Genomic DNA, 20,273 nt, shown 5'->3' with positions numbered 1-20,273 from the left:
CTACTTCACTAATTTCAAAGAAGGCTTACTTTTAGAAGACGTCGGCCCCTCAACATCTGAAGTTGACGAACCGGAAGATGCTGGAGGCGGTTCTTCTTCGTCTTCAAGTGCAAAAGCGATGCCTCTGCCATTTTCCTTGGCATATATTTCCAATACAGCTACTGGTGGAACAAAGATTTGCTCCGTTTTTCCTGAAAAGCGCGCAGTAAAGATTATCCGATCATTCTCCAACAAAAGACCTCGAGTAGCTGCTGGAGAAATATTTAACACTATACGCTCATGATTTACGTGCTCTCTTGGAACCTGTACACCTGAATATGCTGCATTGACCAAGATATAAGGCGTTAATTCGTTATCGACTATCCAATCATAGGCTGCACGAATTAAATAAGGTTTATTTGATGTCATAGTCATATATTTATGCCGCTCGTAATTGTCGCTCAACATCAGTCAAACTTGCTTGAAACGATTCCCGTTTGAACAAGCGCTGCATGTAAGCAATTATTCCTTTAAACTCCGGTGAAACGTCTATCCCTAATCGAGGTAAGCGCCACAATAAGGGGGCTAATGCACAATCCAACAAAGAAAACTCATCACTTAAAAAATAAGGCTTATCTGCAAAAACTGGCTCAAGAGCTACTAAACTTTCAAATAAATTCGTTCTCGCTTCTTCTGCATTATTATCTCTTAAGATATTATTCATTAAATAATACCAATCATGCTCTATTCTATGCATCATTTTCCGCGTTTCCGCACGAGCAACAGGATAAACAGGTAGTAAAGGGGGATGAGGAAAACGCTCATCTAAATATTCCATAATAATACGTGGTTCATAAAGTACAAGCTCTCTATCAATTAATGTAGGTACTGTTCCGTATGGATTAACTGATAAAAGATCAGCATTTGGTTCAGCTTGCCTGGCTGCAAGAATTTCTACATTAACCCCTTTTTCAGCCAACACGATACGAACTTGATGACTGTAGACATCATCAGTATCAGAAAATAAAGACATTATAGTGCGCTTCGCAACAATTGCCATGAGCAACTCCTATCAATTCATAAAAATATGTACTAGTACGTTAAGAATAAACAAAACCACTACTTTACCACATTTTTGCCTTTTTGGGTTACTTTATGCCGATTTTTCGCCAATAAACTATTTTTAAGCATAAAGAGACAAGAAATAAAATGACTAAAAATCCAATTACAAAAAATCCCATATGATAACGTTCAGTTTGTGTGGGCTCACTAACGTAGGCGAGGAAGGTCACCAAGTCTAATAAGCTCTCATCAAATTGTCGTGATCGTATTTGATCGTGCAACGTTTCCAGAATATTGGGCATCGCAACATCAGGTACAAGATAATTATTTGTCCCAAAAGGCCTGGAATCATCTTTGTAAAAACTATTTAAGTAATTGTAGAGCCATGCAGCTCCTTTCGATCTAACAATTAATGATAAATCTGGAGGTACTATCCCAAACCATTGCTTTGCATCTTCAGGTGGCATAGCAATTTGAATTGGATCATTAATTGTTGCTTGTGTGAAAATAAGATTATTCTTTAAGAGACCTTCATCAATTTGCCCTGCAAAACGCATTAAGTCCAATCCTTTGGCCATACGATTATACCTTAAATATTTTAAAGAATGGCAACCCGAACAGTAATTCATAAAAAGTTTAGCGCCTCTTTGTAAGCTTGCCTTATCTTGTATGTTCATTGGGAATGAAGCGGCACACATCTGCTGACAAACGCCCAATAACAAGAAAAGATAAAAAAGCGTCTTTATACGCATTAATTCTCTCCTGAGGAAAGTAGCAATGAATCAGTAACTTCCAAACGAGTATAAAAGGGCATAAGGATAAAATAAGCAAAATACAATAAGGTAGCTAGCCGAGCAAAAAACAAACGTGCAGGAGTTACTGGAACCGTTCCCAAATAACCCAATACTACAAACGCAAGCACGCCTAAAAAGAGCATTATTTGAGACCATTTCCCTTTATAACGCATGGAACGTACCGGACTACAATCAAGCCATGGCAAGAAAAATAATAATAATAGTGCGAACCCCATGCACATAATCCCAAGTAATTTATCGGGTATAGCACGCAACATTGCATAAAAAGGCGACATGTACCACATTGGGGCGATATGATCTGGAGTGACAAGTGGATTTGCTGGCACAAAATTATTATGCTCTAGGAAATATCCGCCCATTTCAGGAGCCCAAAATACCACCGCAAAAAACAAAATAAGGAATGCAAGTACGGCGACTAAATCTTTAATAACGTAATAAGGATGAAAAGGAATCAAATCAAACTGTTTTTCTACACCCAATCTATGCTTAAATTCAATTCCTTCTGGATTATTCGAACCTACCTTATGCAAGGCAACAATGTGCAAATATACAAACAAAAACAGCAACAATGGGATGGCGATCACATGTAACGCAAAAAAACGCTGCAATGTAGCATTGCCAACTGCATAATCACCTCTAAGCCAAACAACAAGATTTTTACCTATATACGGGATCGCATCAACTAAGGAAGTGATGACTTCAGCTCCCCAATAAGACATCTGTCCCCAAGGTAACAAGTAACCAAAAAATGCACCCGCTAGAAGTAACACATATAAAAACATTCCCAAAAGCCAGACTAACTCCCTAGGTTTTTGATAGGAACCATAAAGCAGACCTCGAAACATATGCAGATAAATGACAATAAAAAATGCCGAAGCACCTGTTGAATGCATATAACGCAATAACCAACCAAAGTGAACATCGCGCATAATGTATTCAATCGAAGAAAATGCTTGCTCCACACTAGGTGTATAAAACATAGTAAGCCATAATCCAGTAATAAATTGATTGGCGAAAACTACGATTGCTAATGCTCCAAAAATATAAAAAAAATTCAAATTCTTGGGAACATAGTAAGCGCTGAAGTACTTTCTCCAAGTACTCGCCAAAGGAAAACGCTCATCGATCCAAGTGAAGAGTCTATTCATTTCATTAGTCTCTATCTTATTTCAAATCATAAAAACGAGTGATGCAGACATAAAACTTATGCTTTATCCTCACCAATTACAATAGTGTGCTTATCAATAAAATAATAGGGAGGAACCTCCAGATTAATCGGTGCGGGAACATCTTTAAAGACCCTACCGGAAAGATCAAAAGTAGAGCCATGGCAAGGGCAAAAAAAACCACCCGGCCAGTTAGGCCCTAATTCGCTAAGATTTGGCTTGTATTTAGGTGAACAACCTAAGTGGGTACAAATTCCTATAAGTACTAAATATTCTGGATTAATAGAGCGATATTCATTTTTTGCATAATGAGGTTGTTGAGCAGTCAATGAATGAGGATCTCGGAGCAAAGAAGAGTTCTTTGTAATTTGTTGCAACATTTCTGCGGTTCGTCTAATGATCCATACAGGTTTGCCACGCCATTCAATGATGGCTTGTTCTCCAGGTTCCAATTTGCTTAAGTCAACTTGTACAGGGGCTCCTTCAGCTTGAGCTTTTGCGCTAGGTAACCAAGAAGCAACAAAAGGAGTTAAGGCACATAGAGCTCCAATACCTCCTAATACACTGGTTGTAGTTACCAAAAATCGACGTCGTTCAGTATCTACCAAATCATTTTTATCCTGATCATGCTCAGGCTCAGAGTTGTCATTCACCATATGCCGCCCGCTTTGTATAGCCCCCCAAGTTCTATACATCGCTGCAAGCTCGTTCGCCCCGGTCATGTACTTTGAGTACACTCCTTTTCCTCACTTTACTTGCAGCTTCTCTAGAACTTAGGGGATGACGCTATATGTTTCACTAGATTTCGTAGCAAAATAAAAAACCCCGCCAATGCGGGGTTTCTTTAACCAAAAAACAATTAACGTTTTGAGTATTGAGTTGCACGACGAGCTTTGTGCAAACCAACTTTCTTTCTTTCAACACGACGTGAATCACGAGTCAGTAAACCACGAGCACGAAGCTTTCTACGCACAGAATCAGGACTTGGCTCTGCATCTTCTGCCAATCCTTTTTCATCATAAGCAACCAATGCTCTTGCAATTCCTAAACGTACAGCACCTGCCTGACCGGAAATTCCACCACCAGTTACTGTAATGTACACATCAAACTTATCGACAAGATCAACGGTTTCTAGTGGCTGCATTACAACCATGCAAGAAGTTTCACGGCAAAAATATTCTTGTAAAGTACGACCATTAACTTTAATGTCGCCTTTACCTGGGCGTAAAAACACTCGAGCTGTTGAACTTTTTCTACGACCAGTGCCGTAGTATTGCTTCACTTCAGCCATAATACTTATTCCTCAATATCAAGTTGTTTGGGTTGCTGTGCTGCATGTGGATGTTCATTGCCAACATATACTTTCAGCTTACGATACATCTCTCTTCCCAAAGGATTCTTTGGTAACATGCCTTTAACAGCAAGTTCGATAATCCTGACAGGATTTCTTGCTTGTAATTTCTCAAAACTATCTGATTTTATTCCACCTGGATATCCAGTGTGGCGATAGTACATCTTATCTGTAAACTTACGACCAGTTACAATAACTTTTTCAGCATTTGTAACGACAATGTAATCGCCAGTATCAACATGGGGGGTATACTCAGCTTTATGCTTGCCACGTAAACGACGGGCAATTTCAGTTGCTAAGCGACCCAAAACTTTATCGCTGGCATCAACCACTAACCAGTCACGTTTGACTTCATGGCTTTTGGCACTAAATGTCTTCATTAAATGAACTCCGAACCGCCTAAATTGGTAATCTTCTATCATGGACGGGCGATTTTAACCAAAACAGAATCATCCTACAAGTATAAAGGACAAAAATTTATAAACAATTATTAAAATCCATGTAAATCGGACAACTTTCACACTGGATCGATTAACAATTGATGAACAATACTACCAGAAATTAAATGTTTTTCTATGATTTCATCAATATCAGCAAAAGATGAATAAGTGTACCATACACCTTCAGGATAGATCACAATACAAGGACCTGAACTACAGCGGCCAAGACAACCTGTTTTGCTGATGCGAACTTTTCCTGGACCATGCATTTCCAGCTCTAAAAGCCGCGATTTTATATAATCAAAGTACTCTTCGCCACCAGAATTGGCGCAACATTGTTTCCCTGCAGCCTTTTTGTTGGTACATAAAAAAATATGTTTCGAATAATAGTTCAATGAATTATTTTCCTATAGATTCAATTTTGCTTTTTAGCTTCAAACCTGGTTTAAAAGTCACAACCCTTCTAGCCACCACGGGAATTTCTTCTCCAGTCTTTGGGTTTCTGCCTGGCCTTTGTGGTTTATCTCTTAGGGTAAAATTACCAAATCCAGATAATTTGACATGATGTCCATGCTCAAGAGCATGTCGTAATTCTTCAAAAAAATTTTCGACCATCTCTTTTGATGCAGGTTTGGACAGCTTTAATTCATCACACAAGGTCTCTGCCATTATAGCTTTGCTCAATGCATTCACGATTACTCCCTCAATATGATTGAAAATTTATTCTCTAACGTATTGATTATAGCATCAATTAAAGAATTAATCTCGGTATCAACCAAAGTACGGCTTTCATCTTGAATTGTTATAGAAATTGCCAAGCTTTTCTTACCTAAAGGAACACCTTCTCCAGTATATACATCAAAGACATCAAAAGATTTTAACCAATTTTCTTTTACAGTAGTTCTTACTGCTGATTCGATTTGCATGACCTCGATATCATTATCGACTAAGAATGATAAATCTCTGCGAATTTGGGGATATTTTGAAATCGGTTTATAGCGAGGCGATTCATGTCCTATTAAGGCCTCTAAGTTGATTTCAAAAAGAAGAACATCGTGATTTAAATCCAAAGCATCTGCTAAACGAGGATGCAATGTTCCTATCCAGCCTGAGGAAACATTATTTATGTTGATTTGAGCGGATTGTCCAGGATGCAATGCTTCATGAGTTGTGGCAATAAACTCTACTTGCTTAAGTTTTAATGAAGCAAATAAAGATTGCAGATCTCCTTTTAAGTCAAAAAAATCATACAATCGAGTCGTTTCACTCCAATTAACACTCCCTTGCTCCCCCATCAACAAACCGGCAATGCAAGGACGTTCTTTTAGCTGCCCTTGGTGTACATCAAAAACCACACCAATTTCAAAAAACTTAACCTCATTTTGTTGGCGGTGTACATTATAAATCAGTGACGCAATTAAACCAGGCCACATCCCTGCACGCATTTGCGATAACTCAGAAGAAATAGGATTAAGTAATTGCATAAACTCTTTATGCGGATAAAGCTCATGTTGTAATTCAGGATCAACAAAACTGTAACTGATCGTTTCATGATATCCTTTATTTGCAAACCAATGTGCTACTATCGTTGCTATTTCTTCATTACTGCATGTTTTTCCTGCCTGTACTAGCGTATATGTAGGTTCAGCATGTAAATTATCGTATCCATAAAGACGAATTATTTCCTCTACTAAATCCTCATCTCGCTGGATATCAAAGCGATGTGAAGGGATGTTCACCTCCAGAAAATGATTTTGCTCACGTGTAATCGAGATACCTAAACCTTCAAGAAAACGTTTTATTTCCTTCAAAGAAATATTAAGTCCAGTTAGTTTTTTAACTTTTTCGGTATCAAAAGAAAAATGTACTGTGCTCGGTAAATATTTTTGATTAGCGGTCTCAATAATGGGTCCCGCTTCGCCACCAGCAACTTCTAAAATTAGTGCAGTAGCCCTTTCTAAAGCTTTGATTTGCAAACTTGGATCAACACCGCGCTCAAAACGTTGCGATGAATCGCTAAACAGACCAAACTTTCTTGCTACCCCTGCAATGACTATGGGATTGAAAAAGGCACTTTCTAAAAATACATCAGTGGTATGCACCTGCACAGAGCTTGCTTCACCACCCATAATGCCTGCCATTGCCAAAGGTTTTTCTTGATCTGCAATCACTAATACGGTCTCGTTCAAAGTTAATTTTTGACCATCAAGTAACTCTAATTGCTCTTGTTGATTGCTATAACGTATGTTTATTTCGCCGTTGATTGCACCCAAATCAAAAGCATGCATGGGTTGACCTAATTCAAGCATGACATAATTCATTACATCAACAACAGGGTGAACGGCTCTAATGCCGCTTCGGCGTAAACGTTCACTCATCCATAAAGGGGTATTTGCTTGAGTATTTATCTTACGAATGACACGACCACAATAACGTGAGCATGCTTCCGGATTGTTCAATTGTATTGGAAATACATCATCAATACTTGGAGTAACCGCAGCAATCTCTTTTTCCAATAAGGGTAACTTATTCAATACGGCAACTTCACGTGCAATACCTAAAACACTAAAACAATCTGCTCGGTTAGGTGTTAAATCAATATCCAATATATGATCATCAAGTGTAAGATACTCGCGCAAATCCATTCCTACAGGGGCATCACTCTCTAACTCCATAATTCCATCAGATTGCTCTGCCATTCCCAATTCACTGACTGAGCAGAGCATTCCTTGTGAAAGCTCGCCTCGTAACTTTGATTCTTTGATATTAAAACCACCTGGCAAGCGCGCCCCAACCATGGCTAAAGCCACTTTTAATCCGGCTCTTACATTCGAAGCACCACAAACGATTTGTAATGGTTTCTCTGTATTTGCGTTTACTTCGCATAAAGTCAATTTATCTGCATTAGGATGAGGTTTTGTGCTAAGAACTTCAGCAACGATTACATGAGAAAACTCTCCTGCTACAGGGCTTACAGCATCCACTTCCAAACCAGCCATAGTTAGTTGGCTTGCCAATTCTTGTTCAGATAATGAGAAATTTACCCATTCACGTAACCACAATTTACTTAATTTCATCTAAAGTCCTTACTGCATGATTGATTTTACTCGAGATATTTTCAATTCGTACCATAAACGCATGGTCATCGAAACATATTAACAACCCCTACACCTCAAAATTGACTTAAAAAAGACAGGTCATTTTCAAACATCATACGCAAGTCATCTATTCCATAATACAACATAGCTAATCGATCCATACCCATGCCAAATGCCCACCCCTGATATTCATCAGGCGATATATTTACAGCTTTTAGAACATTAGGATGCACCATACCACAACCTAAAACCTCTAACCATCCGGTAAATTTACAGGAGCGACAACCCTCACCACTGCATTGAGTGCATTCAATATCGACCTCAGCCGAAGGTTCTGTAAAAGGAAAATACGAAGGCCTAAATCGCAATGCCAATTGACGACCAAAAAAATCAGCAAAAAAATCTTGTAGTAGACCTTTTAAGCTCGCTAAAGTAGCATGTTTGTCCACTAATAGCCCTTCAACTTGATGAAACATCGGTGTATGAGTCAGATCAGAGTCACAACGATAAACTCTTCCTGGAGCGATTAACCGAAACGGAGGTTTGCGTTGCTCCATTGTACGAATTTGTACTGGCGAAGTATGCGTTCGCAAAAGACGGCCATCACCAAAATAAAATGTATCATGCATAGCACGAGCCGGATGATGTCCAGGAATATTGAGTGCCTCAAAATTATAAAATTCAGTTTCAATTTCGGGGCCGTCAACAATATCAAAACCCATACGACTAAAAAATTCATTAATTCGATGCTTTACTTGGGTTACTGGATGTAAGGACCCACTCTCTTTCTTGCGACCAGGAAGTGTTATATCAATACGTTCAGCTGACAGCTTTTCTGAGAGTTGTTTTTGTTTCAGCTCAAGCATTTTCGTTTCAATCAAGGCACTGATTTCGCGTTTTACTTGATTCACAAGCTGGCCTACTTTAGGCTTTTCTTCAGCAGATAAATGAGCAAGACTTTTTAAAATTTCAGTGAGCCTTCCCTTTTTGCCCAAAAAATCAACGCGAATTAACTCTAATCCAGAAACATCCTGAGCATTTTTAATCGCTTCAGCAGCCTGTTCTTGTATGGTGATGATATCCTGCATAGTTATACCCACAAGTAAAAAGGAGGCCGCAGCCTCCTCAAATAGTTCATTTTGCAAACGGTACCTTTAGTCATGTTATTATTCTAGGATTATAAACTCCAAGAAAAGAACACCTTAAAAGACTATTGTGCTAATGCAGCTTTAGCTTGTTCTGCAATTGCAGCAAAGGCTACCTTGTCATGAACAGCCAGATCAGCCAATATTTTTCTATCCAATTCAATTGATGCTTTCTTCAATCCATCAATTAAGCGGCTGTATGATAAACCACACTCACGAGCTTGTGCATTAATACGAGTGATCCACAATGCACGAAACTGACGTTTTTTCTGACGTCTATCACGATATGCGTATTGACCTGCTTTAATTACTGCTTGTTTGGCCATGCGATAGGTTCGACTACGAGCGCCGTAATAACCTTTTGCCTGATCCATAACCTTTTTGTGACGCGCTTTGGCGATCACACCACGTTTAACTCTTGGCATTTTTCATTTCCTCCTTAACTACCGTGCAACATACGTTCTGCCAAACGTGCATCGCATGGCTTTAAAGTTCCAGCTTCAACGCGCAAATGACGTTTTTGCTTGGTAGACTTTTTAGTGAGGATGTGATTCCTATAAGCACCGCGACGTTTAATCGCGCCACTTGCTGTTTTACGGAAGCGCTTAGACGCTCCGCGATGTGACTTCAACTTCGGCATAACAATGTACTCCGCATTTACTCAGCTTTTAGTTTTTTTGGGCGATAATACCATCAGTAGCTGTCTTCCTTCGCGTTTTGCCTGCTGCTCCACAACGGCAAACTCAGCTGTATCCTGCTGAATACGCTCAAGAATTTTCATACCCAGCTCTTGATGAGCCATTTCACGACCACGAAAACGCAGCGTAATTTTGACTTTATCACCATGATTTAGGAAACGGATCAGGTTGCGTAGCTTGACCTGATAATCTCCATCTTCCGTTGTTGGACGGAATTTTAATTCTTTAACCTGAATTTGCTTCTGCTTTTTTCTAGCTTCGGCTTGTTTTTTACTCAGCTCAAAGAGAAACTTACCATAATCCATGATACGGCATACAGGGGGTTTGGCTGTTGGAGAAATTTCCACTAGATCCAATCCACCTTCTTCCGCTGCACGCAGGGCTTCACGTGTGGAAACAATTCCTGCCTGATTACCATCGACATCAATTAAGCGTACCTCAGGTACATTGATCTGTTCATTAATTCGTGCGCGATCATTTTCACGCTTAGTTGGTGCACTAATGGTTTAATCCCCCCTGCTTATTAATAACTGACCCTTTATGAGCAATTTCTTGCATCAAGGTATCACAAATTGTATCTATTGTCATCACACCTAAGTCTGTACCTTCTCGTGTACGCACTGCTACTTGGCCTGACTCAACTTCTTTATCCCCTATTACTAATAGATATGGGATTTTTTGTAAAGTATGCTCGCGAATTTTAAAACCAATTTTCTCATTTCTCAAGTCAAAGTTGGCACGAATTCCTCTTTTTTGCAAAATTTGTGTTACTTTTTCTGCATACTCGTTCTGTTTTTCACTAATTGTCATAATTACTGCTTGCACCGGTGATAACCACAAAGGCAGCTTTCCTGCGTAATGTTCGATCAAAATTCCCATAAAACGTTCAAATGATCCTAGGATCGCACGATGCAGCATGACCGGAATTTGTTTGCTACCATCTTCGGCAATATAAACAGCATCCAATCGCCCAGGCATCGAAAAATCAACTTGTATCGTACCACATTGCCAAATTCTACCTAAGCAATCAGCTAAGGAACATTCAATTTTAGGGCCATAAAAAGCACCCTCACCAGGTGCATCAACCCATTCTATATTTCTGTCTTTCATCGCTTGTTTTAAAGCAGCTTCGGCTTTATCCCAAACATCATCACTGCCTACTCTTTTTTCAGGGCGTAATGCCAAACGATACTTAATTTCTTTAAACCCAAAATCAATATATACAGATTGGACTAACTCTAACATCATCGCTACTTCTGATTGAATTTGATCTTCAGTACAAAAAATATGGGCATCATCTTGAACCATATTGCGAACTCGCATGAGGCCATGCAATGAGCCTGAGGGTTCACAGCGGTGACAATTACCAAATTCCGAAAATCTTAAAGGTAAATCTCTATAGCTTTTTAAGCCTTGATTAAATACTTGAACATGGCAAGGACAATTCATTGGTTTTACTGCATAGTGACGATTTTCTGTTTCAGTAACAAACATTTCATCTCTAAAATTAGCCCAATGGCCTGACTTTTCCCAAAGCACGCGATCAACTAACTGTGGTGTTCTAATTTCTTGATAACCAAAATCAGCCAAGCGATGACGCATATAGCGCTCTAACTCTTGATAAATAGTCCAACCTTTGGGATGCCAAAAAACCATTCCAGGGGCAATATCTTGAAAGTGAAACAACTCCAAACTCTTGCCTAATTTACGATGATCACGTTTTTCAGCCTCTTCCATACGGAACAAATAATCAGCCAGCGCCTTTTTATCAGCCCAAGCAGTACCATAAATACGTTGTAACATCTCATTATTGGAGTCACCACGCCAATATGCTCCTGCTAATTTAGTTAATTTGAATGCTTTTAAAAAACCAGTTGCAGGGACATGAGGACCACGACATAGATCTTCAAAATCACCTTGTTTGTATAACGAGAGCACTTCATCTTTAGGAATATCAGCAATAATCTTCGCTTTATATTCTTCGCCAATACTCTTAAAATACTGGATTGCCTCATCACGCGGCAATTCTCTGCGAGTCACAGGATAATTTGCTTTTGCCAATTCCGCCATTTTGGCTTCAATTAACTCCAAATCTTCGGGAGTAAAGGCTCTTTGGAAAGCAAAATCATAATAAAAGCCATCTTCAATCACTGGACCAATAGTTACTTGAGCTGAGGGAAAAATACTTTTAACGGCTTGTGCTAATAAATGAGCAGCGGAGTGACGAATCACCTCGAGACTCTCTTCTTGCTTTTCAGTAAGAATCATCAATGCGCAATCATTTTTAATCAGATAGGAAGTATCCACTAATCGGTTATCAACTCGACCAGCCAAAGCGGCCTTAGCAAGCCCAGGGCTTATACTATGAGCGACATCATATACAGTTAAAGGTGCTTCAAACTGTTTTACACTTCCATCAGGTAATTTAATGTTTGGCATGATTTTATCCGTAAGCATCTAAAAAAAAACCCTGCATGGCAGGGCTTAAAACTTTTAATGGATTCAGCTTCAGGCATCAATCACTATATAAAAAGTGACAACTCCTGAAATACTAATTCAGTTGCATGGTAGGCACGAGTGGGATCGAACCACCGACCACCACCATGTCAAGGTGGTGCTCTACCACTGAGCTACGTGCCTATAAACTGACCTGCATCTATATTGGCAGGAAGTATATAATAAGGTGATGTTACAAAGCAAATGATTTCACAGATTTGTTCCTGCATTTGTTCAAGAAACAATCAATTCACGTCTATATAAAGGAACTTGCAGTAAAAACTCACTCACATTATGCTTCACAACATCTTTAAAACATTTATTGTACGAAAATACTTTTCTCTGGCGCTCAGTGCTTGTTCCTGAACTCATAATCGCTTGAAGAGTTGCAAAATAGGTTTGGTAGTTAAGTTGCTCGATATAAGGTTTTAATTTTTCTATCCATTCATTAATATCGTCACGCATTAATTTGATTTTGCCTTCTGTACTCATGACTAATTCCGCATCTAAACCATAGCGAATTGCTCTCCATTTGTTTTCTCGAGAAAGCCAATAAGGAGGATAGGCTACGGACTCAAGCCAACTTCCATTATCAGCAAACCAATGGGCAAGAACATGTATCAATGCAACTAGAGCCAATGTTTCTGCAAGTGTCGCCGTACCATCACAGACACGAATCTCCAATGTTCCAAAATTTGGACTTGGTCTTAGATCCCACCATAAGTCCTTGAGCGACTTGATGGAACCACATGATTTTAGTGTTTTATACAAATGCTCAAAATCTTGCCATGAACGTACATGGTAAGGTTGGCCTGCTGTAGGAAGAGCCTCATACGTAGTCGGGCGGCATGAAGCAAGCCCGGTGTCTATTCCTTGCCAAAATGGGGAACTTGAAGAAAGAGCTAATAAATGGGGAAGAAAATACATAAAAAAATTATTAAACCGTATGCATTCTTCCCCACTTGACATACCTAGGTGTACATGCAAACCATAAACACTCATACGACGCGTAAGCCATTGATTACGATCAATTAAATCCAGATAACGAGCTGTAGGTGAAATCTCCCAGTCTGAATATTTAGAAAAGGGATGAGAGCCTGTTGTTGAGAGTAAAATTCCAAGTTTTTTCGATACATGTTGAAGTTCAAATAATGTTGCATACAGATCATCTTCAACTTCCTGAACAATTTTACATTTGTTAGTATTTACTTCAATGGTGCTTAAGTAAAATTCCGGCTTAATTTTTTCCAGATGAGACATAGCTGCAAGAATATCTTCTGCTCTGGAACATAGATTGTAGGTTTCTGCATTGATGAGTTGCAGCTCAAGTTCTACACCTAAAGTGAGTACTCCCCCACTATTAAAATCAATTTCTTCTTGGTTATTGGGTTGAGGCGTGTCTTCGGTTAATTTTGATAAGGATTCGTTGAGTTGACTTCGCATAATTAATCCTTCTTTTTATTATTATTGGATGCCATTGGCAAGTCATGCTCTTCGATATTTTTGAGGAGCTCTATATAGTTAGATTAAATAGTCAGGTACAATAGATAGTGCCTTGAATATTCATATCTATTGATATAATTCGTATACAAATTATTTAAGGATACTAACGGTTAATATACTTTTTTTCAACCTTCAATCTTTGAAAGACCATCCATGAATAATATTTTAAAAAACCATAATGAGAAAAAAAAACCGAGCGAAATGCAATCTGAGCAGCGCTCTAAGAGTATCATTCTTGCTTTACGCAATATCATGCAACAAATGGATTTTCATTCCAGAAGGTTAAATAAATGTTATGGTTTAACCGTACCACAAATCGTATGCCTGTATGAAATTTATGAAAATGGGATTATGACAATCTCTACTCTTTCTAAAAGAGTATATTTATCAATGAGTACTTTAGTAGGGGTAATCGATCGATTGGAAGAAAAAGAATTTGTTCTTCGCACACGCGATATTAAAGATCGCCGCATCATTTATATCGATATAACCGAAAAAGGAAGAGAATTTGTAAGCGCTGCCCCATACCTGCTCCATAATAGATTAAATGAAAACCTGCAGGCTTTGGATGAAAATGAGCAGATAAATCTTGCTAACTCGATTAATTTACTGGTGAATTTATTAAAAGATATATAACAAAAAATTCATTCTATTTTAAATTTACTACCCAAAATCTGATTCCTTTCTCTTTAAAAGAAAGGCCTGAGTGGAAGGGGAACCACTCAGGCCTTATTGCGAAGTTAAGTGCTATGTGACACCACTTTCTCTTTACTTGGACTCTATATGTGACACTTGTTCCATCATGTATCACATATTTTCTTTGGACAATGTGGAAACCTTTTTATTGGTTTCAGGTACACATTATAATTATTTAGTTTTGTTTGTCAACTTTAAATTTCTAAAGGAAACTTAAAGTTTCCTATTGTTATTTTTATTTGCGGATAAATTTCATTTTGTTATACTAATACTAATCCAAACTTCTAACACATCTCCACTATGGAAAAAACCAACCTAGCGAAACAATTCGCTGATCGTTTACGTGATGCCATGGTTGCTGCAGGGTATAATTCCCAACGCTCTACCTCTGGGGTATGTATCCATAAACTTTCTGAAATTACCGGTTATTCATTACAAATATGCCGTAAGTATCTTCGTGGCGAAGCCATTCCTGAACCGGTTAAACTAGTAGATATTGCAACAAAACTCCAAGTATCTCCTGGTTGGTTATTATTTGGCGATTCCCTCCATGAGCAAGGTGTCTCACAAGATAAAATTTCTATTAGCAAAAACTTGCTACATTATATCTTCGCAAAAGCATCGTGCCTTTATAGCGGCTCCTTATCAGAACCAGAAATATCTAGTTTTTTACTGGAACTAATTACTGATGTCAGCCAAATTAAGGCAAGTGAAGAACAATCTAAAAAAATTATTGATTTAGCATTAGCCTCAGCAAAACATTTTAGTCATCAGAATGGAGCATAAAAATTAATAAAAATCATCATTAAAGAGTCCGTAATGACTCAGACCCACTATGTTTTTATATTATTACGCCCTAACTCTAATATTTCTCCATTTGACTTAATAGTGCTATAATTGCATTTTAAAAACACACTAAATCCAAATGTTACTTCATTATTTATTTATTATAGGTATTTGCGTTGAAGCGATTACAGGCGCATTGGCTGCTGGACGCAAAAAAATGGACTTTTTTGGTGTTATGCTTATTGCGAGTATTGCTGCATTAGGTGGCGGAACGGTAAGAGATACCCTGTTTAATACTTATCCCTTAACTTGGGTTATTCATCCTGAATATCTTTTGTATACATCGTTATGTGCTTTTCTAACTATATTTATTGCCCATTCTCTGATACGGATTATTAAGATCTTTTTAATACTTGATGCATTAGGTTTATCTACTTTTGTCATTATTGGCACTCAAAAAGCACTGCATCATGGGTTATCACCTAGTATTGCCATTATTAGCGGCATGATAACTGGTATTTGTGGAGGGATGCTGCGCGATATTCTATGTAATGATATTCCTTTGGTATTAAGAAAAGAACTTTATGCAGTGATTGCACTTGCGGGTGCATTACTTTTTATCACTCTAGGATATTTTCATATCCCAGAAAATATTAATGTAATTATTACAATTGCCAGCATTTTTACCGCTCGTCTATTAGCGATTTTCTTTCATATTGAAATACCCATTTTCGATTATTCAGAAAGTATCAAAAAACGTAAGCAAAAGTCTTAATGTGATAGTATGTTTCCGGAGTAACATATAAGGCATTTTCATACCTTATATGTCGAACTCACGTTACTTATATCTCTTTCACTTCGACAATACTTATTTCCTCTACAGGCACATCTGCATGCCCCATATGTTGTCCTGTCTTTACCTTAGCAATAGCGTCCACAATATCCATACCTTCAACAACTTCGCCAAAAACACAATAACCATATCCTTGCATATGATCGCCACTGTAATTTAAAAATGGATTATCAACAACATTAATAAAAAATTGAGCGGTTGCAGAATGGGGGTCCATGGTTCGAGCCATCGCGACAGAACCTCGCTTATTTGGTTTTGCGTTCTTTGCTTCATTTTTGATAGGCTCATGAGTCGTCTTTTGTTTCATATCTGAATCAAGCCCACCACCCTGAATCATAAAACCAGCAATAACACGATGAAAAATTGTATTATTATAAAAACCACTGCGCACATAATTAAGGAAATTTTCTGCTGTTGCTGGGGTATTCTCTGTATCTAACTGTATATGTATATCACCTTTAGATGTACTAATTACAATCATTATTGCTCCTATCATTTTTAAGTTAATGCAAAATAGCGCCTGTTTAAAGATATAAAAATTTGCAGTACTTTTTATATCAAACCCAAATGTTATCTCAGATGCTTGCAATAACATTGACCTGCGACATAAAAGGTATGTTTATGCCGCACTCTCATTAATTATCAACTCTCGCATTTTATCACAAACATCATGCATGACATGAACATTATGAATACTCGCTAATGCCGTAAATAAATTCGTTTTTTGCTTGGAGAGCTGATGCAAATAAGAACGAGAGTAGTGGCGACATGTATAACAGGTGCATTGTGCCATGATTGGTGACATATCATCAGCAAAACATGATTTTTTTATTTGAATTCGCTCGTTTTCATACTCACTGATAAAACGCATCCAGTTGCCTTCACGAACAAGCTCACCACAATACAAAGAGCCATGACGCGCATTACGAGTGGGCGCAACACAATCAAACATGTCGATTCCTTCTGCGACCACCTCTAAAAGGTCCTGGGGCGACATTCCTACGCCCATGGTATAACGCGGCTTATTTTCCGGTAAATAATCACGAACCCAGCGAATAACCTCAACTGTAGTTGCCATATTAAACCCTATGGTTTCGCCACCTATAGCAATACCCTCCGGATTCATTGATGCTACAAAATCCGCACTCTCACGGCGCAGATCTTTAAAAGTTCCACCTTGAATAATGCCAAAAAGCGCCTGCTCATATCCATATCGTGAATTGGGGTATTGACGATGATAATTCATTGATTGCTTTAACCAGCGGTGCGTACGGGCCATGATATGACTTACTTCATCCCTGCTACAATTATCTGGAGTGCATTGATCAAATGCCATAATTATATCAGCACCAATGATTTTTTGGGTTTCTAAGGACATTTCTGGAGTCATGTGAATCAAACTCTGGCTCCCAGGCACTCTAAAATGAGCCCCCTCTTCATCAATAGTGCAAATTTCATTATTCTTGGACAAACTAAAAACTTGAAAACCACCGCTATCGGTTAACATAGGACCATGCCATCCCATAAAAGGATGCATTCCGCCTGCTTGCTCAATAATTTTCATTCCTGGAGCACATAACATATGATATGTATTACCTCCTAAAATGATTTGACTATGCGCCTCATGCAATTCAATTGGGGTCATATTATTTACGCCTGCTCGAGTACCTACCGGCATAAAAACAGGAGTAATAAATTCACCATGAGCTGTAATAACACGTGTCACGCGTGCCTGAGTAGCTGAGTGTTTATGTAACACTTGGCAGGAGAAAGTTTTCATTTGATAAAAATAACTCAAAATATGCGATGATATCTAAGTCAAACTTAGATTACCAGCATGAAGCATATTAAAAATTATGCAATTTATGATATCATGCGCTAAATTGATGAAAGCACGGCCTTATTCATCTAAATTCGTAACCCTTCGCCACAATTTCAAAGCTTTGGAAAATCCGCTTAGGTACCAGCTACAGTGATGAAGGTTACCCAAATTCTAATAAGGATTCCAATATGCCCGGCTCAAACTCTAATTTATTTATGATTGATCTTGAAGGCACTGAGCTTTCTGATATTGAACGAGAAATTTTAAAACATTCTAACGTTGGAGCGGTCATTCTTTTCACCCGCAACTTCACTAATCCAGAACAATTAAAAAAACTCACTTCGGAAATTCATACCCTTAATCCACATATTTTCATTGCTACTGATCATGAAGGCGGATTTATCCAGCGATTTTTGCGCCACGGTTTTCGCTCTTTACCCGCTGCTCGTGTCTATGGTGATGTATATGACCTATCTCCAGAAGCAGGGATTAAACTTGCAAAACAATATGGAGAGATCATGGCCAAGGATTTATTAACTTGTGGTGTTGATTTAAGCCTGGCGCCTGTTCTTGATTTACATGACATGAGTCCTATTATTGCTCGCTTAGATCGCGCATTTCATCACGATCCTGATGCAGTTACAGCCCTAGCAAATGCGTTTATTGAGGGAATGAATACTGTAGGAATGCCTGCTGTAGGTAAGCACTTTCCGGGACATGGAAGAATTAGTTCCGACTCACATACCACAATGCCAGTTTCCATTACTTCTTTGGATGAATTGAAAGTTAGGGATTTAAAACCATTTATTGATCTAATGAAAAAAGACCGCTTAAGCGCGATCATGCCTGCTCATGTGACTTATACGGCAGTGGATGCAAATAAACCAGCTGGTTTTTCAACAATTTGGTTACAAGAAATTTTACGCCATGAGCTCGGATTTACTGGTTTGATTTTAAGTGATTGCTTGAGTATGACTGGTGCGGATATAGGTAATTTAATGACTCGAGCGGAGGAAGCACTTAAAGCCGGTTGTGATATGTTAATTGTCTGTCACCAACCGCGACATATATTATTGGAGTTATTGCAAACAGTAACTTTTCCCCAGTCTGAGGAATCTGCTGCTCGTATTACCCATTTTAAAAATCAAATGTTCCGCTTTTCTCATTCTGAAAAAAATCAAGTGATACCTTATTTATCACACACGTTACTTGGGCAACAAGAACACCATACAGATTGCACAAGTCAAAATCTGCAATTTAATACTTCAAAAACAATTTAGTGCTTGCTCTGTAAAAACGCGAACACGCTGATGTAATAAATCCGTAGGGATATTACTCAATGGTCAGCTAAGGTTCGCATTGCAAGTGCCACTAAAAGATTACCTGTAATGAAGTACTTTTACAGGTTATAAATTTTATGAAGAATACTTTTTCGCGTATGCCAAAACAAAAAGCATCCCATCAATGCGATAAATAAAAAATACAGCGCGCACCATCCAGGCATTGAAATTCCCAACAATTGCCAATTAACCTCAGCACAGTCACCTGTTCCTAAAAATAGAGTTTTTACTACTGTCTGCCAAGGAAAATAACGAATCAAAACATCTAAACCCGGCATACACGCCGGCGCTTTTCCAGCAGGTAAAGACTGCAACCATAATTGGCGTAACGAAAAATATAAGCCGGCACATGCAATGATGATTTGCAACACACTAATAATATGAGCTCTTTTTAAGGTGTAAAAACTTACCCCAATAATAGCCAATAATAAAAAAACACAAATACGTTGCATCATACATAATGGACAAGGAATCAATCCAACGACATATTCAAAATAAAAAGATGCGAATAATACAAATGCCGTCAGTACAGCATTGAATGTTTGAAATTTTCGATAAGTATTTTTTCTCATGATTTTGGCAACATATAGGATATGGCAGCTTTAAGATCATCTTCATTACATTTAATACATGTTCCTTTTGCTGGCATAGCATTTAAACCTTTGAGTGAAGATGCAACTAAATCATCTAACTTTCTACCTGTCAATCTAAGCTTCCAATCTTGTTCATTTCTAAATCTAGGTGCTCCGGCCAGCCCATCCTTATGACAAACAACGCAATAACGTTCATAGATTTCTTGTCCAGGCTCTTCATCGCTCGTAGTTTTATTATCTGCTTTGGTTTTTTTTTGTACAGAAACTTGGCCTACAGGTTGAATTCTTAATTGAATTTCCTGCTGTTGCGTCTCATCACTGGCATACAACATCAATGAAAAACAATACAATGAAATCAATAATTGTAACCTCATGCCCCTACACCCTCATGATAATAATCAATGATAATACAGAGAAGTGATTTTTTTTT

Annotated in this window: 24 protein-coding genes and 1 tRNA gene; 4 read left to right on the top strand and 21 right to left on the bottom strand. The window is 38.3% G+C overall.

From position 1 onward, the window contains the following. The 17 genes from Lsan_RS02420 to Lsan_RS02340 all read right to left on the bottom strand — a co-directional run bounded on the left by Lsan_RS02420 (position 1) and on the right by Lsan_RS02340 (position 13,693). Complete coding sequence (locus tag Lsan_RS02420; protein ID WP_058512944.1) at positions 1-414, bottom strand: ClpXP protease specificity-enhancing factor; 414 nt, start codon at positions 412-414, stop codon at positions 1-3. Positions 415-418: 4 nt separating this feature from the next. After that, a complete protein-coding gene (gene sspA, locus Lsan_RS02415) occupies positions 419-1,039 on the bottom strand; it encodes a stringent starvation protein SspA (RefSeq protein ID WP_058512943.1) in 621 nt (206 codons plus the stop codon). Positions 1,040-1,127: 88 nt separating this feature from the next. Beyond that, complete coding sequence (locus Lsan_RS02410; RefSeq protein WP_058512942.1) at positions 1,128-1,793, bottom strand: cytochrome c1; 666 nt, start codon at positions 1,791-1,793, stop codon at positions 1,128-1,130. Beyond that, the gene (locus Lsan_RS02405) at positions 1,793-3,004 is read right to left on the bottom strand and encodes a cytochrome b (protein WP_058512941.1); all 1,212 of its coding nucleotides are present in this window, start codon (positions 3,002-3,004) and stop codon (positions 1,793-1,795) included. Before Lsan_RS02405 ends, Lsan_RS02410 begins: the two co-directional genes overlap by 1 nt. 56 nt (positions 3,005-3,060) lie before the next feature. Next, the gene (petA, locus tag Lsan_RS02400; RefSeq protein ID WP_058513068.1) at positions 3,061-3,678 is read right to left on the bottom strand and encodes a ubiquinol-cytochrome c reductase iron-sulfur subunit; all 618 of its coding nucleotides are present in this window, start codon (positions 3,676-3,678) and stop codon (positions 3,061-3,063) included. Between the two features lie 203 nt (positions 3,679-3,881). Next, the gene (gene rpsI, locus Lsan_RS02395) at positions 3,882-4,313 is read right to left on the bottom strand and encodes a 30S ribosomal protein S9 (protein WP_058512940.1); all 432 of its coding nucleotides are present in this window, start codon (positions 4,311-4,313) and stop codon (positions 3,882-3,884) included. Between the two features lie 5 nt (positions 4,314-4,318). Beyond that, positions 4,319-4,753, bottom strand: coding sequence for a 50S ribosomal protein L13 (gene rplM, locus Lsan_RS02390; protein ID WP_058512939.1), 435 nt, complete (start codon positions 4,751-4,753; stop codon positions 4,319-4,321). A gap of 137 nt (positions 4,754-4,890) precedes the next feature. Beyond that, positions 4,891-5,208, bottom strand: coding sequence for a (2Fe-2S) ferredoxin domain-containing protein (locus tag Lsan_RS02385; protein ID WP_058512938.1), 318 nt, complete (start codon positions 5,206-5,208; stop codon positions 4,891-4,893). A 4-nt stretch (positions 5,209-5,212) separates the two neighbouring features. Then, positions 5,213-5,506, bottom strand: a complete 294-nt coding sequence (locus tag Lsan_RS02380; RefSeq protein ID WP_058463944.1) for an integration host factor subunit alpha — start codon at positions 5,504-5,506, stop codon at positions 5,213-5,215. A gap of 2 nt (positions 5,507-5,508) precedes the next feature. After that, positions 5,509-7,890, bottom strand: a complete 2,382-nt coding sequence (pheT, locus tag Lsan_RS02375; RefSeq protein ID WP_058512937.1) for a phenylalanine--tRNA ligase subunit beta — start codon at positions 7,888-7,890, stop codon at positions 5,509-5,511. Positions 7,891-7,985: 95 nt separating this feature from the next. Next, positions 7,986-8,999: a phenylalanine--tRNA ligase subunit alpha gene (gene pheS, locus Lsan_RS02370; RefSeq protein ID WP_058513067.1), complete on the bottom strand. Its 1,014-nt coding sequence runs from the start codon at positions 8,997-8,999 to the stop codon at positions 7,986-7,988. Between the two features lie 122 nt (positions 9,000-9,121). After that, a complete protein-coding gene (rplT, locus tag Lsan_RS02365; RefSeq protein WP_058512936.1) occupies positions 9,122-9,481 on the bottom strand; it encodes a 50S ribosomal protein L20 in 360 nt (119 codons plus the stop codon). A gap of 14 nt (positions 9,482-9,495) precedes the next feature. Next, positions 9,496-9,696: a 50S ribosomal protein L35 gene (gene rpmI, locus Lsan_RS02360; RefSeq protein WP_027270874.1), complete on the bottom strand. Its 201-nt coding sequence runs from the start codon at positions 9,694-9,696 to the stop codon at positions 9,496-9,498. A 21-nt stretch (positions 9,697-9,717) separates the two neighbouring features. Continuing rightward, positions 9,718-10,257 carry a translation initiation factor IF-3 gene (gene infC, locus Lsan_RS02355; RefSeq protein ID WP_058512935.1) on the bottom strand — a complete coding sequence of 180 codons (540 nt, stop codon included), beginning with the start codon at positions 10,255-10,257 and terminating at the stop codon, positions 9,718-9,720. Continuing rightward, positions 10,253-12,193, bottom strand: a complete 1,941-nt coding sequence (gene thrS / locus Lsan_RS02350; protein WP_058512934.1) for a threonine--tRNA ligase — start codon at positions 12,191-12,193, stop codon at positions 10,253-10,255. The genes infC and thrS overlap by 5 nt, the downstream gene beginning before the upstream one ends. Positions 12,194-12,319: 126 nt before the next feature. Beyond that, positions 12,320-12,394: transfer RNA gene (locus tag Lsan_RS02345), tRNA-Val, on the bottom strand. 90 nt (positions 12,395-12,484) lie between these two features. Then, positions 12,485-13,693, bottom strand: coding sequence for a carboxylate-amine ligase (locus Lsan_RS02340; protein WP_058512933.1), 1,209 nt, complete (start codon positions 13,691-13,693; stop codon positions 12,485-12,487). Positions 13,694-13,906: 213 nt separating this feature from the next. Between Lsan_RS02340 and Lsan_RS02335 the strand changes: the two genes are divergently transcribed. The 3 genes from Lsan_RS02335 to Lsan_RS02325 all read left to right on the top strand — a co-directional run bounded on the left by Lsan_RS02335 (position 13,907) and on the right by Lsan_RS02325 (position 16,010). Next, on the top strand, positions 13,907-14,389 hold the full coding sequence (locus Lsan_RS02335; RefSeq protein ID WP_058512932.1) for a MarR family winged helix-turn-helix transcriptional regulator: 483 nt from the start codon (positions 13,907-13,909) through the stop codon (positions 14,387-14,389). Between the two features lie 360 nt (positions 14,390-14,749). Further along, complete coding sequence (locus tag Lsan_RS02330) at positions 14,750-15,235, top strand: helix-turn-helix domain-containing protein (protein WP_058512931.1); 486 nt, start codon at positions 14,750-14,752, stop codon at positions 15,233-15,235. A 139-nt stretch (positions 15,236-15,374) separates the two neighbouring features. Continuing rightward, the gene (locus Lsan_RS02325; RefSeq protein WP_058512930.1) at positions 15,375-16,010 is read left to right on the top strand and encodes a trimeric intracellular cation channel family protein; all 636 of its coding nucleotides are present in this window, start codon (positions 15,375-15,377) and stop codon (positions 16,008-16,010) included. 67 nt (positions 16,011-16,077) lie between these two features. On the opposite strand, the gene Lsan_RS02320 is transcribed toward Lsan_RS02325, so the two are convergent. Both Lsan_RS02320 and tgt read right to left on the bottom strand, forming a co-directional pair. Further along, positions 16,078-16,569, bottom strand: a complete 492-nt coding sequence (locus Lsan_RS02320; protein WP_058513066.1) for a peptidylprolyl isomerase — start codon at positions 16,567-16,569, stop codon at positions 16,078-16,080. Between the two features lie 138 nt (positions 16,570-16,707). Further along, a complete protein-coding gene (tgt, locus tag Lsan_RS02315) occupies positions 16,708-17,868 on the bottom strand; it encodes a tRNA guanosine(34) transglycosylase Tgt (protein WP_058512929.1) in 1,161 nt (386 codons plus the stop codon). A 230-nt stretch (positions 17,869-18,098) separates the two neighbouring features. Between tgt and nagZ the strand changes: the two genes are divergently transcribed. Continuing rightward, positions 18,099-19,190 (top strand): beta-N-acetylhexosaminidase, encoded by a 1,092-nt coding sequence (gene nagZ, locus Lsan_RS02310; RefSeq protein WP_058512928.1) that lies wholly within the window; start codon positions 18,099-18,101, stop codon positions 19,188-19,190. A 119-nt stretch (positions 19,191-19,309) separates the two neighbouring features. On the opposite strand, the gene Lsan_RS02305 is transcribed toward nagZ, so the two are convergent. Both Lsan_RS02305 and Lsan_RS02300 read right to left on the bottom strand, forming a co-directional pair. After that, positions 19,310-19,822 carry a disulfide bond formation protein B gene (locus tag Lsan_RS02305; RefSeq protein ID WP_058512927.1) on the bottom strand — a complete coding sequence of 171 codons (513 nt, stop codon included), beginning with the start codon at positions 19,820-19,822 and terminating at the stop codon, positions 19,310-19,312. Next, positions 19,819-20,217, bottom strand: coding sequence for a c-type cytochrome (locus Lsan_RS02300; RefSeq protein WP_058512926.1), 399 nt, complete (start codon positions 20,215-20,217; stop codon positions 19,819-19,821). The genes Lsan_RS02305 and Lsan_RS02300 overlap by 4 nt, the downstream gene beginning before the upstream one ends. Positions 20,218-20,273: the final 56 nt, after the last annotated feature.

It is taken from the genome of Legionella santicrucis (genome assembly GCF_001468135.1).
GTDB lineage: Bacteria > Pseudomonadota > Gammaproteobacteria > Legionellales > Legionellaceae > Legionella > Legionella santicrucis.
The sequence above is the reverse complement of the archived record's forward strand: the minus strand, read 5'-3'. Positions and strand labels throughout refer to the sequence as shown.

Bases quoted from the DNA above. Each gene is read 5' to 3' on its own strand.
- Lsan_RS02420 (WP_058512944.1), bottom strand. From the start codon at position 414: ATGACTATGACATCAAATAAACCTTATTTAATTCGTGCAGCCTATGAT.
- sspA (WP_058512943.1), bottom strand. From the start codon at position 1,039: ATGGCAATTGTTGCGAAGCGCACTATAATGTCTTTATTTTCTGATACT.
- Lsan_RS02410 (WP_058512942.1), bottom strand. From the start codon at position 1,793: ATGCGTATAAAGACGCTTTTTTATCTTTTCTTGTTATTGGGCGTTTGT.
- Lsan_RS02405 (WP_058512941.1), bottom strand. From the start codon at position 3,004: ATGAATAGACTCTTCACTTGGATCGATGAGCGTTTTCCTTTGGCGAGT.
- petA (WP_058513068.1), bottom strand. From the start codon at position 3,678: ATGGTGAATGACAACTCTGAGCCTGAGCATGATCAGGATAAAAATGAT.
- rpsI (WP_058512940.1), bottom strand. From the start codon at position 4,313: ATGGCTGAAGTGAAGCAATACTACGGCACTGGTCGTAGAAAAAGTTCA.
- rplM (WP_058512939.1), bottom strand. From the start codon at position 4,753: ATGAAGACATTTAGTGCCAAAAGCCATGAAGTCAAACGTGACTGGTTA.
- pheT (WP_058512937.1), bottom strand. From the start codon at position 7,890: ATGAAATTAAGTAAATTGTGGTTACGTGAATGGGTAAATTTCTCATTA.
- pheS (WP_058513067.1), bottom strand. From the start codon at position 8,999: ATGCAGGATATCATCACCATACAAGAACAGGCTGCTGAAGCGATTAAA.
- rplT (WP_058512936.1), bottom strand. From the start codon at position 9,481: ATGCCAAGAGTTAAACGTGGTGTGATCGCCAAAGCGCGTCACAAAAAG.
- rpmI (WP_027270874.1), bottom strand. From the start codon at position 9,696: ATGCCGAAGTTGAAGTCACATCGCGGAGCGTCTAAGCGCTTCCGTAAA.
- thrS (WP_058512934.1), bottom strand. From the start codon at position 12,193: ATGCCAAACATTAAATTACCTGATGGAAGTGTAAAACAGTTTGAAGCA.
- Lsan_RS02340 (WP_058512933.1), bottom strand. From the start codon at position 13,693: ATGCGAAGTCAACTCAACGAATCCTTATCAAAATTAACCGAAGACACG.
- Lsan_RS02335 (WP_058512932.1), top strand. From the start codon at position 13,907: ATGAATAATATTTTAAAAAACCATAATGAGAAAAAAAAACCGAGCGAA.
- Lsan_RS02330 (WP_058512931.1), top strand. From the start codon at position 14,750: ATGGAAAAAACCAACCTAGCGAAACAATTCGCTGATCGTTTACGTGAT.
- Lsan_RS02325 (WP_058512930.1), top strand. From the start codon at position 15,375: ATGTTACTTCATTATTTATTTATTATAGGTATTTGCGTTGAAGCGATT.
- Lsan_RS02320 (WP_058513066.1), bottom strand. From the start codon at position 16,569: ATGATTGTAATTAGTACATCTAAAGGTGATATACATATACAGTTAGAT.
- tgt (WP_058512929.1), bottom strand. From the start codon at position 17,868: ATGAAAACTTTCTCCTGCCAAGTGTTACATAAACACTCAGCTACTCAG.
- nagZ (WP_058512928.1), top strand. From the start codon at position 18,099: ATGCCCGGCTCAAACTCTAATTTATTTATGATTGATCTTGAAGGCACT.
- Lsan_RS02305 (WP_058512927.1), bottom strand. From the start codon at position 19,822: ATGAGAAAAAATACTTATCGAAAATTTCAAACATTCAATGCTGTACTG.
- Lsan_RS02300 (WP_058512926.1), bottom strand. From the start codon at position 20,217: ATGAGGTTACAATTATTGATTTCATTGTATTGTTTTTCATTGATGTTG.